Origin of the sequence: Methanobacterium sp. SMA-27, from assembly GCF_000744455.1 — an archaeon.
Taxonomy (GTDB): domain Archaea; phylum Methanobacteriota; class Methanobacteria; order Methanobacteriales; family Methanobacteriaceae; genus Methanobacterium_B.
Map to the genome: position 1 here is coordinate 1,475,391 of NZ_JQLY01000001.1, position 16,407 is coordinate 1,491,797.

Genomic DNA, 16,407 nt, shown 5'->3' on the forward strand with positions numbered 1-16,407 from the left:
TATTCAGATTTATTTAATTAAATAATTTTGATATTGCCAACTATTTTACTGTAATTATTTTTCCATTTGAATATCCATGTCCATTTAGTAGGTGATCTTCTGGATTGACAAACCATCTTCTTCCGTATGATTTTTTTTTAATTATAATTTAGTGATATTAATTTTTATATATATTTTACTGATAAATTTTTAAAAACCACAAAAAATTAATTGGTATATTGATTCAATGAATTTTAGTTCAATAGGATGATTTATAATTAATATACCCATCTTAACAAAATAGCATGCTCTTTAAATGAACAATGATGTAAACTAATAGTCCAGTTTGTTTTCATCTTCATTTCCAATGTAAGGCATATAGATATTGATGACAATATTTGATATTAAACAAATTATAAAAAAATTTTATAAAAACAAGCTTTAATTCTAAATTATATTTTTAGAAATTAATGATGTTTTAAAAAAGATAAGCAGAATATAGAAAAATCATTTAAAATTGAAAAATACATATTAAAAAAAAAAAATGATTTAGTTTAAACGTTACACGCTATAACTGTTCCATAACTTTGTGTGTTGTTGAACATATTTGTTGAGAAGTATGTTCTGTATGGTGCATCTTGCCATGAGCCGTTTGAGAAGTATTGAACTGATCTGTGTCTGCTTGAGTAAGCAGTTGAGTACTGAAGTATTCGGGATTTCATACCTGCTGCATTCATTCTCTTGTAAAGATAATCACTCATTGCCCAACAGTCACCACTACCATGTGCAATCATGCCCTCAGCTGTACTTGCTGCACCACTGTAGCTGAATTTAGAAGCTGCTCTCATTATAGAAGCAAGGCTTGTAGTTGATGCTACAAGTTTTGGTTTCTTAATAGATAATCCCTGAGTTGCTATGATTTTCTGGAATTTTGCAATTGGTATTAAATTAGAACCATATTTCACAGTGTTAGGTAATCTTCCATTACTTGCATAGAATTTTTCTGCTCTGGAAATACCATCTTTCATCTGAGCCACACTAATTGGTGATACAGTAAATTTGTAAGAAAAAGCAACATTCTTATTTCCTGAAAGGTCAGATACACTGCCCCTACTTAGGAATACTGTATATTTAACTCCAGATGCTAATGCATTTGTAGGTGTTATGGTTAATGTGTTACCACTGTAAGTTTTCTTAATGGAAATCTTTGTTTCACCATCTTTTAGATAAATCAAATTATTTCCAGCTGTTATTTTTTCATTGAATTTTACTTGAATATTTGAAGTATCTTTTATGACTGCTTTTTTAGCAGGACTTACATCTGTTACTTTAGGGGATGAATGATCAACTGTGACATTATCTCCAACAGTAGTTGCTGCAGATGTATTTACATTTAAAATTAGTGCTACACCAAATATCAATAGCACTGATAAAAACAATTTTCGCTTAATTCTATCGCCTCCGTACCTAATAAACATCAAACAAGTTTTCTTAATGATGCTTATCAGTCTAATCAATAGTCACTTTAATATCACATATAAAGGTTTTGATTTAATGCTCCAAAAAAGACAGTCACACGGCTGTTTTATTAATTTAAGACAAGCTATGAACTTATTGATATATTATATTATGGATAAGCCTACTCTGTTGGTATTTTTAACAAATAAGGTTATCTAAAACGGTATATCTGTAAATTAACAGCATTAAATCCTTTTACTAATTACGCATATACTTTGCAATCATGATAAAACCTGTTAAGTTACCCGTATTGATTAGAAACGATTCATTGACAATTTTTATGGTGATTAATAAGTTATCCTATGCTTTTAAAAAGAACTGGAAATTATGAACCCAATTTTGATAATTGGCGATTTAAAGACTCTAAAAATGAATCGAATAAATGCTTATATATTATACATAGATTAGTTAATTGCTGTAATTACTCTAATAAATTCATCATATAATAGGTGTATTAATATTTCTTTCAATTAATAACAGTAAATTGATAATGATGTTGTTTAGTAATAAATTAATATAGGTGTAATTTATTATAAAAAATATGAATTTAAATAATAGAACCTTTAACATATAAATCCTTATATAATATCAATTCAAATTGACTATAAATTTTAAATATTAGTTAAATTAAAATTCAGATACCGAATCCGTTGAATATTTTTTAAACTAGGAATAGAAACATTTAATCAAAGGTTTGCAAAAAAATAACTAGAATTATAATTTAAATAAATGGAGAAATAAAATATGAAACATTTACTATCTAAGGATCTAGGTATTATTTTTTTGCTAACTGCAATTTATATATTGATAATATCATTTCCTAATCTTAATTATGGAAAATTTATAATTGAAGTAGGATTTTTAATCTTATTATTCCTCTTCATTGGTTACTCAATAATATCATTGTTAAGACCTGAAGAGAATTATAATCATATTCTACATAAACCTGTATTAATTCTGGAATTCAGTGTACTAATCATTTTGGCTGTAAGTTTAATATTGAAGTTTTCAATATTAGACTTTAACTTATTTTTATTGGTTATGGCTTTATCCATAATTACAATGTTTTTATCAATATCCGCTTATATTCGTAGAATTTGCTACTACAAATCAGGCGGTAGACCTGCAGAAATAACTAGATCTCAAAAAAGCCCAGAAAAAAAATCACCCCAAAAAAAGCGTACAAATCTCAATTTAGGCTATAATAAAGACCTTATTATGATTGATCTGCTCTCAATATTTACATTATCAACGTTTTTCATTCATTCTTTGAATATTGGAATAGTACACAACATTCTAGGATCTTTATATATGATTTTATTATCTGGATATGTAATTCTTACTGTTTTTATTCCTAAGACAAAACAAATGGACCTACGAATAATTTTAGGTTTAAGTATTTGTTTAAGCTTACCAACATCAGCCATTATTGGATTTGTATTGAATTATACAAAATATGGGATCAGTGTTAACTCAATATCGTTTGTCTTAATATTTTTAACCCTGATTTTAGGGATATATAGCCATATCAGAAGATTAAAGGTACTCAAATCCTAAGCCCTCTGAATCAGGAATAATATTTCAAATGTACTAATCCAACAATAATTTCTGAAAATTATTGGAATTTGAAATTTATTTATCCATTAATCGTAATATCAAATAGTTGTATGAATATATATGTATCTTAAATAAACTCTAAAAAGAATTTTTTGAGTAAATATTATATACCATTAATAATAGACTTGTTTATAGGTTATAAAGAGAATTATTGGTCGGTAGATAACATGAATAAAGATTATAAACTAATGGCGGCATTGATACCAATAATATTAATTTTAGGCTTGGCCTTATACATATTTCCCAATGCATCTGGTCTGAAAACAGATATTGCATCTCCTTTAATGAATCAAACAGATAATTCCACTTTAAACCAGACATATAACAATACAACAATCCAAAATCAACCTGATTCCATAAATACTCAAAATTCTCAAGTTGCTACAAATACCAATAACTATTATCCAACAAACAATCCAACAAATTCAGTTACTCCTACTGATAACACAACTGGAGTAGACCCAAATATCCCAGTAGAACCTATAGAACCTACCAACAATAGTATTCCATAATTTTGTGGGATTTATTTTCATATAATTTAAAATTACGTTAATTTTTTTTATCTACTTTTTTATTAGAATTTTTAATTTAAAAAAAAAGTAGAAATAAGAGAATATTTTTTGCTTCTGTTTCCATATTTAGGATATATTCATTCATTTTAATTTGTAACTTTAACATTTTAACCTAAATTTCTCTAGGAATGTAAAAAAAATACAATAAATTAAATTTATTCCAGTTTCAAGATAGTACATATATAATATGTTAAATTGTTCAATTATTACAATGAAGTTCATATAATACTTGTACATTTTAAAGTAAAATTTGAATTCTCAACAATTATAAATATATTCTTTTCATATAATATTAATAAACATTAAAATTCAAAAAAAGAAGACAAAAAAATAAAAAAAATAAAAAAAAAGAATTTGGTGGAAAGATGAGTATAAAGAAAATATTGTTGATTATTGTATTAGCATTAATAATAATTGCAGCGGGTTTTGTAATTTATCAATATGAACAGCCAGCATCAACCAATGTTATGAAAGGAAACCATACTCTACTATTATTAACAGTAGATCCTTCAGAACCACGACCTGGTATGGGAGGGGTTGACATGGCTTTTGCTGTAAATACAATAGACGGTAATGTGAAAAATATTACACCAATCTATCCCGGCGGGATGATGCATCCAACAGCAATGGAACCATCAGGAGCCGGAACAGGTAGATTAATGCTTCATGACACATTATGGGATGCGGACCCTGCAGTTGGGGCTAAATTAGCTCAAGAGACTGTTCCAGCAAATACAAGAATCAAAACAGATGCTGTTGTTATGATAACACCAGATGCTATCGATACAATGATAACAGCTATTGGTCCAATCAACGTACCCGGCCAAGGAACAGTCACAGGTAACTCAATTCAATTCCTGAGAGCCGAACAAAACAATGGTGGAATGACAAGGGGCAGTGCAGTGGAATCCATAATGAAACCAATTTTAAATGCAACAAAAGACCCAAGTAAATATTCTACACTCGCACAAATAGCAGCTGATCAATATATTAAAGGAAATATAGCTGTGGTGCCAAGTTCATTGTTTACTCAGTTCGCAATATCCAAAGGCATTAATGCCATTTTTTAATTAAATGAATTTTTTTTAATTTTTTTTTTAAATATGTTAATAAAAATATACATTAAAATATGAAATATAATATATATTCAAAAATATAATTTTCAAAGAAATATAGTAAATTTTTTTGGTTTATAAATATTAATAAAAATAATATACAAATACATTAAAATTTATATTAAGATTTTTCTTAAGACATTATATAACAACCAATAGTGGTATTAATTAATAAATCAAAATAAAAAGGTATTTATGAACACTTATTAAATTGATTTCCGTTTTAAATAATAATCCATGTCAAAAATTGTAATATAAAAAAAATTAATATGATATATCTGATTAATATAATATTTATAGAGGTGTAAAAATGAAAATAATGATTATCGGTTCAGAGGGTATGTTAGGACATGATTTAGTAGATGTTTTATCTGCTGAACACCAAGTAAGCACCACTACAATCGATACTTTAGATATTACAGATATTGGTAAAACAATCAAAACTGTGAAAGAAAATGATCCTGATGTATTAATTCATGCAGCTGCTTTTACTAACGTAGATGAAAGTGAATCAAATCCTGATCTTGCATACAAAGTAAATGCCATAGGCACTAGAAATGTTGCTGTTGCTTGTCAAGCAGCAGATTGTGCAATGGTATACATATGCACCGACTATGTTTTTGATGGTACCAATAAAACTCCATATTATGAATATGATGAAACCAAACCATTAGGTGTTTATGGAAAAACTAAGCATACAGGTGAATTATATGTCCGTGATATTTTAAATAAATTTTACATTGTTAGAACTGCTTGGCTCTATGGTTACAACGGTCCCAATTTCGTGGCTACCATGTTAAATTTAGCTAAAACTAATGATACCATATCTGTTGTCAACGATCAGATAGGATCACCTACATACACTGTGGATTTGGCTAAAGCTATTGCCCTTTTAATCAAAAGGTCATCATATGGGATTTATCATATCACCAACAGTGATAATTGTTCATGGTATGATTTCGCCAAAGAAATATTTAAACAAGCCAATGTTGACGTAGAGTTAAAACCAGTAACAACTGAAGAATTTCCAAGACCAGCTCCTCGACCAAAATATTCGGTTCTAGAGAATTATAACTGGAAAATGGAAGGATATCCAAAGATTCGAAATTATAAACAGGCTTTAGCAGATTATATGAAATTACTTAAACTTTAAGTTCTAATTCAGTTTTTAAGACTATGGATAAATAGGGGGTAAAAAATGAAGGGAATAATACTTGCAGGAGGATCCGGAACAAGACTCTATCCGATCACCAAAGCAGTTTCAAAACAGTTACTTCCAATCTATGATAAACCTATGATTTATTATCCATTATCAGTTCTAATGCTTGCAGGAATAAGGGAAATATTAATTATTTCAACACCAAATGACCTGCCACGTTATGAAGAATTGCTTGGTGATGGTAGTGACCTTGGAGTATCCTTTTCCTATGCAATTCAAGATGAACCACGTGGACTTGCTGATGCGTTTGTTGTAGGAGAAGATTTTATTAATGATGATAATGTAGCTCTGGTGCTTGGAGATAATATATTCCACGGACACAGATTTAGTGAGATATTGAAAAGGGCAGCTTCTTTAAAAGATGGGGCAATCATTTTCGGATACTATGTTCGAGATCCTAAACCATTTGGAGTAGTTGAATTTGATAAAAAGGGTAATGTCATTTCTATAGAAGAAAAGCCAGAAAATCCTAAATCAAATTATATAGTTCCAGGTCTTTATTTCTACGATAACTCAGTAGTAAAAATAGCAAAAAATATTAAACCTTCCAAACGTGGTGAACTTGAAATAACTTCGATTAACGATGCTTATCTAAAGAAAAACCAATTAAAAGTTGAATTATTAGGTAGAGGGATGGCCTGGCTCGATACAGGGACGCATATGGGGCTTTTAGAAGCCAGTAATTTTGTTGAAGTTGTACAAAAAAGACAAGGGTTTTATATTGCATGTTTAGAAGAAATTGCATATCAAAATGGATGGATTAACAGTAAAATGGTTTCAAAATTGGCTAAAACTTTGAAAAAAACTGATTATGGAGAATATCTTATAGATTTAATTAAAGATCAAGAAAGGTAATAATATTATTTAAATCAATTTAAAGGAGATTTATTAATGGGTAAATTTAAATTTTTGAAAACATTTATTGAAGGAGTATATGTTATAGAACCTACTGTATTTGGTGATGAACGTGGCTATTTCATGGAAACATACCATGCAAAAGAATTTGAAGATGCCGGGATTGCTGCTACATTTGTTCAAGATAATCAATCTAAATCTCAAAAAGGAGTTCTTAGAGGGCTTCATTTTCAATATACCCACCCACAAGGTAAGTTGGTTCGTGTAATAAAAGGCGAAGTCTTTGACGTAGCAGTAGATTTAAGAAAGAATTCTTCAACATACGGAAAATGGACAGGAATTATTCTATCTGACAAAAATAAAAAACAATTCTATATACCCGAGGGATTTGCACATGGTTTTGTGGTTTTATCAGATGAAGCTGAATTTACATATAAATGCACCAACTTTTACGATGCAGACGATGAAGGTGGAATTCTCTGGAATGACCCAGACATAGATATTGAATGGCCAGTTGAGGATATTAATGAAATTATGTTATCTGACAAAGATAAACAATTAAAAACATTGAAAGAAACAATCACTGATTTTAAATGAATAAATTGAATATGCTGGTATATATTTAGTATACCTTTTTTTTATCTTATTTTTCTTAAAAATCAAGTTGTTTAACCAATTTTAAAATAAAATATTATTAGAAATTAAAAAAAAATAAAAAACATTCATACCCCAATATCTTTTTCAATTTCTTGAAATGATTTTTTATTTGCTACAGAAGCAAAATCCATTAGTATTTGCATCTTGTTGATATATTTATCACTTTTTTTAGTCCTTTTCATCATACTTTTAGAATGAGGATAATTTTTTGGAGATCTTTCCCTTAATAATCTTCTAAAACATTCCTCTAAATCAATCTTTTTTTCTTGATAAGATTTAATGATCTCACTTATTTTTTTATTAAAAAAGTAATCTAATTCATTTAATCCTGCAAGCTTTAAAAATGATTTCTCGGTATGATCTAATTCATCTAAATTTTTTGTTAATATTGGTTTCAGATTTTCCTTAACATATTCATAGTCCCACAAAAATGGTTCTCTGTCATGATGTTTAGAATCCTCTATTCTTAAATAAGGTTTTACCTTAACTTGAGGTAATGAATCTCCTGCAAATGGTATATCTAACAATCTAGGTTCAATACGCTTTAATACTTCATAAACAAATTCTTTATATGCATCATCTTTTCCATTATCTGCAACAACTTCACCATATAATAATCCAAACCATAACTCACAATCAGTAAAAAATAAAGGTATAGTGAAATTTTGATAATAATGAACTCTCCTTGCAGTCCATATACTATCACGAATTACGCTATCTATTTTAGTTCTTCTATAAGCAACCATTCCCTGCTGAAACACTTCAGACTCATTTACAGGATAAATACCTGGAGCATGGGTAGTGATTAGATCATCAGTCAATGGAGATACTCTTGATGAAATTTTTCTTTCAAAATATGATACAAAATCTTTTGAATTCCAATCACCATGACCCAAATAGAAAGTTAAAGCATAATCATCATATGTATTAGAATTCGGAAAACCATTATCCGGCAAATCATGATGGAAATGTTCTATATCAAGAGCCTCCGCGACTTTTTTGGCAATAATTACATCTGGATGAGTATCCTGACCAGATGTATAAAAAATTAAGGGAATCTGAAGTTTTTTACATACAATAGAAAGAACAACTGCTGCTAATCTTGAATCAAATCCGCCAGTTAATCCTAATATAATTTTATCAATATTTAATTTTAAATTGGCTAAATTTATTTCTGTAAAATTCATTACAAATTTAATATAATCATCATATAAATGATCTTTATCATTATTAAATGCATTTATAAACTTCTTTGGCACATCAATAGACTCTTTTCTTTCAATTATGATTTTACCATTCTCAAAATACTTAATATCATGAGGAAATACTCTTTTTATCTCTTTAAAAATACTGTGTCGAGGATACTTACGTCCACCCCACTCATTAAATAAGACATCCTTGATAAAATCAGGATCATAATGGTTTGCAAAAGTTTTTTCTCTAAATTTTTGGACACCATCAACGATTAAATTAATTTCAGTTGCTAAAATTGAACAATTTTCATCTTCATATAAGAATAATTGTTTTGTACTAATAGAAGGAGTTTTAACGAAGCCATTTCCAGTCTTATCAATTGAAATAAGTTGGTAATGTCCTATTAATTCTGATAACTCTAGATCCTTAAAGAATTTGATTATATCTGGATTTCGCAAAGAACCATTAACATTAACTAGTCCATTACATAATAAAAATTTATTATCATCACAATAATATGAATATCCATTAATCTCATCATCAACGTGATTGTATGGATAAATATAGATTAAAAAATTATTAATTTCAAATTTAACTGCTTCCTTGGATATTAATGTAGGTGCATTAGATGAATTTAATAGTTTATCATTAATCATTTCATCCTTAAAAAATTCTTTTTTAGAAATCAAAATAAAATGCATAATACCTTAGTCCTCCTCAAGATTCATTCTCTTTTAATCCAATTAAAATAATAATTTTGCATTAAGATTTATCCAAAAGCAATGTAAAAAATTGGAATATTTTTCAGAATTTGTCTTTTTCCTGATTTTCCTCATAAATATTTAAAACTGTTTTCCTGATTTTTAATACTTTTCGATAGACTTATTCATTTTCTTATTTTTTTTTAATAGACTGCTCAAATTTATCCTTGATTCTCCCATAAACCTAAACAAATGCATTAAAAAAGACTCAAACTTACTATAATCAAATTTATTTCAGGTTTCATCCTGGTTTTTGATTATTAAAGATGATGTTAAAATACGTTAGCTCTTTTTTAAGTATGATTTCTTTAAAACAATATTTTATTTGTTCTAAATCCTTTTTTTGGTGATCATTATTATTCCAATAATAATCAATCAATATTTTAATTTAATTTTTAAACCATAAATTTAGGCTGTTTTGAATGTAAATGTGTAGACAACTGCCATGTTATTTCCTGCTATGTCTTTGATTGCTCCTGAGGGTATATAAACCTGGTATGTGTCATTATGTAATCTGCTTTTAGCCATTTTTATGTTTAAAATGTTACCACTCAGAGTTTTCGAACTAATAGACACAATCTTGCCAGTTATGAGGTTTTTTATATAGATTTTAGAATAATTTGTTCCTGCCAATATCTTTTCACTGAAATTTATAGTTATTGGAGATGTTAACGACACTCCAGTCGCTTTATTGGCTGGTGAGGTTGAAGAAACTTTAGGTGCCACCTTGTCAATAGTATAAGTTCGTGAATATATCGGAGACTTATTGCCTGCGAGGTCTTTTGCAAAGAATTTTAATGTTGTTGTAGCTTTAATGGTTATGGGGGCTGTATATTTTGTGCTAGATGTTGTTGGTGCTGTTCCATTTTTAGTGTAGTAAATTATTCCTGGTTCACTCATTTTTAAAGTGACACTTTTAGAGGTTTTATAAAAACCTCCGTTAGGGTTAGCGACTGCTGTAGGCGGACTTGTATCAGTTAGTCTTACTTGTCCTATGTATATTTTGTTGGGTATGGTAGGTATGGTGTATTTTTCTGTTGTATTGCTTCCAAAAATTATATTATCCGGGGTAGTTCCACATGTTGAGGCCCATATCTTTACTTGTGTTGGATAAATTGTGTTCCTGACTTGGTAGGTTATTATATTACGTCTGTTAACCCCAAATTTATCTGTAGACTCTAAATTTATAGCAAAAGCAACAGGATCAACCGTGGAAGTATAACCACTTCTATAATAGCTAGGACCATTTGGTACACAGACATATTGACCAATACCCATTTTAAACAGAGTTTTTTTAGTACTATAGCCATTATAGATTACTAAACCTACGTAATCATCAGGGGACTTGATAACAAAATGTCCTTCCTTTTCGTTCCTCATAATACTGTAAGCATTATCTAAAGTCGTTTGGGTTATATGTCCCGATACCATAGTTCTTTCTGTGAGATCCACAAGTTCTCTATTTAAATATCCGCCATAACCAACTATCCAACCATCACCTGAGATTATAGTGTGGATGAAACCATTATCTATCTTATATTCCTTGATGACATCTTTACCAGACCATGTTGAATGTTGGATACGAAGGTCTCCTGTATTAGGAGAATCTCTTCTAAAAGCATATACATATCCACTTTTAATATGTACCAAAACAGAACAACATCCATAATCATTAACTATCTTAGAAGTTGTATTGTCAACAGTTACAATTTTTTTAGAAATATTAACAGTTTTTGTTACTGATGTATTACTTACATTGGATGCTGAAACAGCACCCATACATAGAAAGACTACAATTATAACAACAGTAAAGATAAATATATTTTTTTTCATAAAAACTTACCTTAGATTATTAATTAGGATAACATTTCTTTTTATTACCTTGACGTATATGATTAGCTTGAATTAGTTATTTGTGAGTACCATTCATGGTTATTAATGTTTCAATTACCATTTGAGACATATATGCAATAAAACCATTTAATCATTTGTATCATCCATAATCATACGATCAATTAGTTTTTTTTTGAACATCTATTGCTTATTAGCTTATTGAAACCACATAATTTTTTAAAATTGTATACAAGTAATTATGAGTCGATAGAATTTGTCTTAAACTCTTAGATTTACCTGATTTATATATTAACATTCAGTATACTTGAATTTATGTTTAAATTATGAAATAACTAGGTTATATATTTGTTGTATAGGTCCAATTTAAATATATCATAATCATTATGATATTTTGCGTTGTCAATTTGTTGGTTTTTGAAATTTTTTCCATTTTTTTGAGTCCATTTTTCCTTGTGATTCAACGCCAGATAAGTACATATAAACTAATTTTAACTTTTAAGTTCATAATTTACCTTGATCAGAAAACACCATCCGAAAGAAGCCATAATAAATATCTGATAATCATGCGCCCAAGAATAAGTTGGTTTACCTGTACTATATCTATATTTCTTTTGAGTTTTCCGAAAATCATTTTCACTAACCATAAATTCGATGAAAAAATATATATTATTCTTTTGAAAAGCATCTTCAATCCTAAATATATTAAAAAAGAATGAACTATTTCATATTCTCTTAAAACTACAATCATGGCCTCTGAAAAAACATAAACTGCTAAATAATGCAAGAACAACCGCCAATATATAATTAACTCCTAAAAAGATATAAAAAGTTAATAATAACAATATTTAAAAAATGACATATTAATCCGCCTCAATATCAAAAAAAGAATATTTAAATTATAAATTGATTTTATCTTCTTTCTTAAAATTGTTTTGTATTTGCAACTGATGCAAGTCCATTAATATTTGCATCTTATTAGTAAATCTATTTTCTTCTCTAGTTACTTTAACCATAGTTCTACTTCAAGAATATTTTTAGGAGATATATCATTTAATATTTTTTTAAAACATCACTTTAAACTAATTTCCTGTGTTTGTAAGAATTAAATTGTTTTTCTAATTTCAGCTTTCTAAATTTCAGCATCAATAAAATAGTCTAGTTCTTTTAATCATGCAATTTTAAAATGACTTCTCTTTTTCAGCCAATTCATCATATTATATACAGCATTATTGCTTCAAATTATTATAAACAAATCTAAAAACCCATAAAAAATGGTTTCCTTTATCAAATTTAGAATCCATTCATTGCCGTTATAAACATAGAATCTTTTAATCTTCCTCATGTTTTTTTATAAGCTGAACTATCTTCTTCTGGTTTTCTTCAATTCTTTTTAAAGATTGATCTGTTTTCTCTTGATTTTCCCAATATACATCACCAAAAGCTATTAAAAAAGATTCAATTTTTGTATTTTTTTTATTATTTTTTATTTCCAAATTATTCGGAATTATTTCTAATATGCGTTTAGCTCTATTTTCAAAAGTATGATTTTTTAAAACAATATTTTTACAATCTTCTATAATTTTTTCTCTTTCCTCATGATTATTTAAATAATAATCTATTAAATTATTAAGATCTTCTCTATTTGAATATGTAGCTAAGGAATCTCCGAAAATTTCTTTAACACCTTTTATTTCATCAGATATAATAAATGCTCCAGCTGCAAAACCATCAAAGATCCTATTGGATATAAATCCATTTTCCCGCATATCATCCCAATGATCGTTAAGTAATATCTTAGATGAGGAATATGCTTTATGAAGTTCCTTATTATCAATATGGTTTCCATAATAATATTTAGATTCAATTTTACCGTCCCAATGATCTCCATATAAACAGAAATCTCTTTCCGTTGGTAACAAATCTTTAATAATTTTTCTAACCACATTCTTCCGATTATTACCAACAAACAAAAGATCATGTTCATATTCCTTTGATAGTTCATTATAAAACAAATCAGGATCTGTACACTGTAGCAATGATTCCACTGGTACATTAACTTTATTTTTTATTTCATCTGCCCATTTATTAGATGCAATGAAAATATAATCATATTCGTTATATTCTTCTAAACTAACCATTTCTGGATGGGAGATATTCCACATTATATTAAAATTATTGGGCTTAGGATTGTATTTTACTCTGCCTCTAAGAACTAGAACTATATCTGCATCATCCTCTTGATCCCATTGATCAGCCATATGAATTACAGTTTCATAATTGTCTTTTTCAAATTCCTTTTTTAAAGCTAATGCAAAATGATAATCTCCCCAGGTATGTGCAACTTTCCAGTTAGGAGCTGGTACTTTGATTGAAATTTTTTTATTTTTATTAATGAGATTATTATCATCATTTTCCATATTTTTTTGAGGAAAATCTTCTATATTATTTTTATCTTCTATTTCTTTATTTATTACAACTTTTCTTTCTTCTTCCATTCCATATAAGCTATAGTGTACAAGCGGATTTATGTTTGAATTTTTAACATCACTATGCATCTTTAAATAACGATCACCATCAAATGTGGGGTTGGGTTTTCTTCCTTCCTTAAAACCATGGTAAATATAGTGAATAATAGGATCCGCTCCAGAAACTCTTACATCACCATTATTTTTCAAATAATAATTAATATCCATCAAATTATTCTCTTTAATTGCTTTATACCCTTTAATATTGATTAAAGCAAGTTTTATACTATGATTATTATGTAACAGAAAATATAAACTTGGAAACACTGAAAAGAGCCTTTGTTTTAATGGTCTTTTATTAGTTTGATTATTTAATTCATATCTGTTTTTATTTTTTGATACATTTCCATTTAAAAATTCTTTCTTTAGATTAACATATCCTAATGAAAGATTTTCACATGCCTCCAACAAATTGGACATAGGATTAAGATTCTTATAATATATGCAATTAATATTTTTATTAAAAGATAAATCCATTGGATCTTCTTTAGCAGTTATTTCTACATTATTTTCATATAAATCCGCCAAAGTAGACTTAGACAAAGCATATTCAAATGCAAATTTTAATGCATCTTCCTTTTTAATGCGCCCATTTCTTTTAAGCTGATTAAACATTTTTTTCCAATGATGACTATCAGTTTTTCTTAATTCAACACTTGATAATGCATTTAACCAGCCCACTGAAACCTTAGAAGTAAGTTGCTCAATAGATCTTATGGGAAAATGAGCTATACGTAAATCTTGATCATAAACACGTGTTATTTGCTCTTTATAATCTGATTTAAAATTTAAATTATGACTACCCCTATCTACCCTAACCTTATATTTATTCACCAAATTTTGAGGTATAACTACTTTAGTATGAACTCCAACCATCTTTTCTATTTGTTCATCTCTAGAATAAGTTATTTTAGAAGGTATAAATTTCTCATTTTCTTTATTTCCCAAAAAAGGAATATATGTTTTCCACATTACAGAATAGTAGGAATTAGATTCAAATTTTTCCAAAAATTTTCTTGGATTTCCTCCTTTATTTGAAATTATAAATTCATCTGCATCTAAAGGAATAACAATATCAGCATCATATTCTTCAACTGCTTTTTTTAGAAGCATGTTCATTTTAGCTATTTTATCAAATTCACTATCTTTATCATCAAATAAATATATGGGTAATCCTTCATTTTCAAGTAAACTTAAAATTATCGGAGTATAATCCGTACTTCCATTATCAAGTATAATCATTCCATCAAAAATATTTGTATTATAACGGATAAAAGACTCTATAATATCCATTTCATTCTTTACCATGGTAATAGAGAATATTTTTTTAATATTCATCATTCTATCAGGAAAATTATTTTTATTTAATTTATTTTCGTCTTTCACTATTTTTTCAAACTTTTCAATAAATTCTTTTAAATCATCTGCAATTAAAATGGCATCTTCATACTCTTCTTGAAGAATACAATTAAATAGGGGAATTAAATATTTTTTCCGTGAATTTACTGGTATTTCATATTTATCAAATTCTTTGAAAAGAAATGTTATACCTTTTAAAAGTTCATTTTTTTCTAAAGGATTAGCTTCACTTTTTATGAATAGATCTGTCCAGAACTCTCTGATGTTATCAAAAATTAAAGGGAAATATTCTTCCTTTTTATATTCTTTCAAAATATTATAAATTTCAGCATATCCTCTAATTCTTCCCATGAGGATTTCCTTGCTGATTTGATTACTAAAAGAATTTCTATCATGTAAATTAACTCTATAATTTGTTCCATAATAGTTTTGTAAATATATAATCCCATTTGCTTCCAAAAAAGTTCTCAATACAAAAACTCTATCTCCGGCCCTTACATCCTCATTAAATTTAATATCTTTGTTAAAAATAAATTCTTTCTTATATATTTTTGTCCATATAGAGGGATGCATACATAATAATTTAGGATTTTCATCGATTGAATCTACTTTTATTTCTTGTGATCCAAATATTGACTTATATTTTTTGAAATTTAAATTGGAATAAAAATTAAAATTGCAAAAAACCATATCCACATTTTCTTTTATAATTTTATTGTATAATGTTTCACAAATATCACCTGAATAAAAATCATCAGGGTCTAAAAACATCAAATAATCAGCTGTAGAGTTTTCAATACCAACATTCCTTGCTTTTTCAGGTCCGCTATTTTCATTCAAATGTATGCCGTTGAAATTATCATATTTACTTGAATATTCATCTATTATTTCTCCACTTTTATCTGATGAACAATCATCTACCATTATTACTTCAATATTCTCAAAACCAATAGTCTGTTCTACAATGGATTCTAAGGACTCTCTGATATATGTTTCAACATTAAAAATAGGTAATATGACACTAATTTTATATTTCATTGTATTCCTCAACAATTTTTTATATGATTTTAAGCTGTTAAATTTATTTTTTGGATGATCTGTCAATTGTATAAAAATATTATTTCATTTTCAATGTTTTTTGAAATAATTTTAAATTATATGATATTGAGATTTAAAATATTC

10 protein-coding genes are annotated in these 16,407 nt (G+C 27.7%); 6 read left to right on the forward strand and 4 right to left on the reverse strand.

Annotation, left to right across the window (positions count from 1 at the left end):
* Nucleotides 1-533: 533 nt before the first annotated feature.
* On the reverse strand, nucleotides 534-1,406 hold the full coding sequence (locus DL91_RS07425) for an Ig-like domain-containing protein (RefSeq protein ID WP_048190911.1): 873 nt from the start codon (nucleotides 1,404-1,406) through the stop codon (nucleotides 534-536).
* A gap of 835 nt (nucleotides 1,407-2,241) precedes the next feature.
* On the opposite strand from DL91_RS07425, the gene DL91_RS07430 reads away from it, so the two are divergent.
* The 6 genes from DL91_RS07430 (at nucleotide 2,242) to rfbC (ending at nucleotide 7,472) form a co-directional block, all read left to right on the forward strand.
* A complete protein-coding gene (locus tag DL91_RS07430) occupies nucleotides 2,242-3,054 on the forward strand; it encodes a DUF1616 domain-containing protein (RefSeq protein ID WP_048190912.1) in 813 nt (270 codons plus the stop codon).
* A gap of 227 nt (nucleotides 3,055-3,281) precedes the next feature.
* Nucleotides 3,282-3,626 carry a hypothetical protein gene (locus DL91_RS07435; protein ID WP_048190913.1) on the forward strand — a complete coding sequence of 115 codons (345 nt, stop codon included), beginning with the start codon at nucleotides 3,282-3,284 and terminating at the stop codon, nucleotides 3,624-3,626.
* A gap of 425 nt (nucleotides 3,627-4,051) precedes the next feature.
* Nucleotides 4,052-4,756 (forward strand): DUF4012 domain-containing protein, encoded by a 705-nt coding sequence (locus tag DL91_RS07440; protein ID WP_048190914.1) that lies wholly within the window; start codon nucleotides 4,052-4,054, stop codon nucleotides 4,754-4,756.
* Nucleotides 4,757-5,111: 355 nt separating this feature from the next.
* The gene (rfbD, locus tag DL91_RS07445; RefSeq protein WP_048190915.1) at nucleotides 5,112-5,954 is read left to right on the forward strand and encodes a dTDP-4-dehydrorhamnose reductase; all 843 of its coding nucleotides are present in this window, start codon (nucleotides 5,112-5,114) and stop codon (nucleotides 5,952-5,954) included.
* Nucleotides 5,955-5,999: 45 nt separating this feature from the next.
* Complete coding sequence (rfbA, locus tag DL91_RS07450; protein ID WP_048190916.1) at nucleotides 6,000-6,875, forward strand: glucose-1-phosphate thymidylyltransferase RfbA; 876 nt, start codon at nucleotides 6,000-6,002, stop codon at nucleotides 6,873-6,875.
* A gap of 36 nt (nucleotides 6,876-6,911) precedes the next feature.
* On the forward strand, nucleotides 6,912-7,472 hold the full coding sequence (gene rfbC / locus DL91_RS07455) for a dTDP-4-dehydrorhamnose 3,5-epimerase (protein WP_048190917.1): 561 nt from the start codon (nucleotides 6,912-6,914) through the stop codon (nucleotides 7,470-7,472).
* Between the two features lie 125 nt (nucleotides 7,473-7,597).
* Here the strand turns inward: rfbC and DL91_RS07460 are convergent, their stop codons facing one another.
* From DL91_RS07460 to DL91_RS07475, 3 genes are all read right to left on the reverse strand, one after another.
* The gene (locus DL91_RS07460; protein WP_156096047.1) at nucleotides 7,598-9,415 is read right to left on the reverse strand and encodes a hypothetical protein; all 1,818 of its coding nucleotides are present in this window, start codon (nucleotides 9,413-9,415) and stop codon (nucleotides 7,598-7,600) included.
* Between the two features lie 480 nt (nucleotides 9,416-9,895).
* Nucleotides 9,896-11,320 carry an Ig-like domain-containing protein gene (locus DL91_RS12915; protein WP_052374291.1) on the reverse strand — a complete coding sequence of 475 codons (1,425 nt, stop codon included), beginning with the start codon at nucleotides 11,318-11,320 and terminating at the stop codon, nucleotides 9,896-9,898.
* 1,349 nt (nucleotides 11,321-12,669) lie between these two features.
* Entirely contained in the window at nucleotides 12,670-16,263 is a 3,594-nt protein-coding gene (locus tag DL91_RS07475) for a glycosyltransferase (RefSeq protein ID WP_048190920.1), read from the reverse strand.
* Nucleotides 16,264-16,407 lie beyond the last annotated feature (144 nt).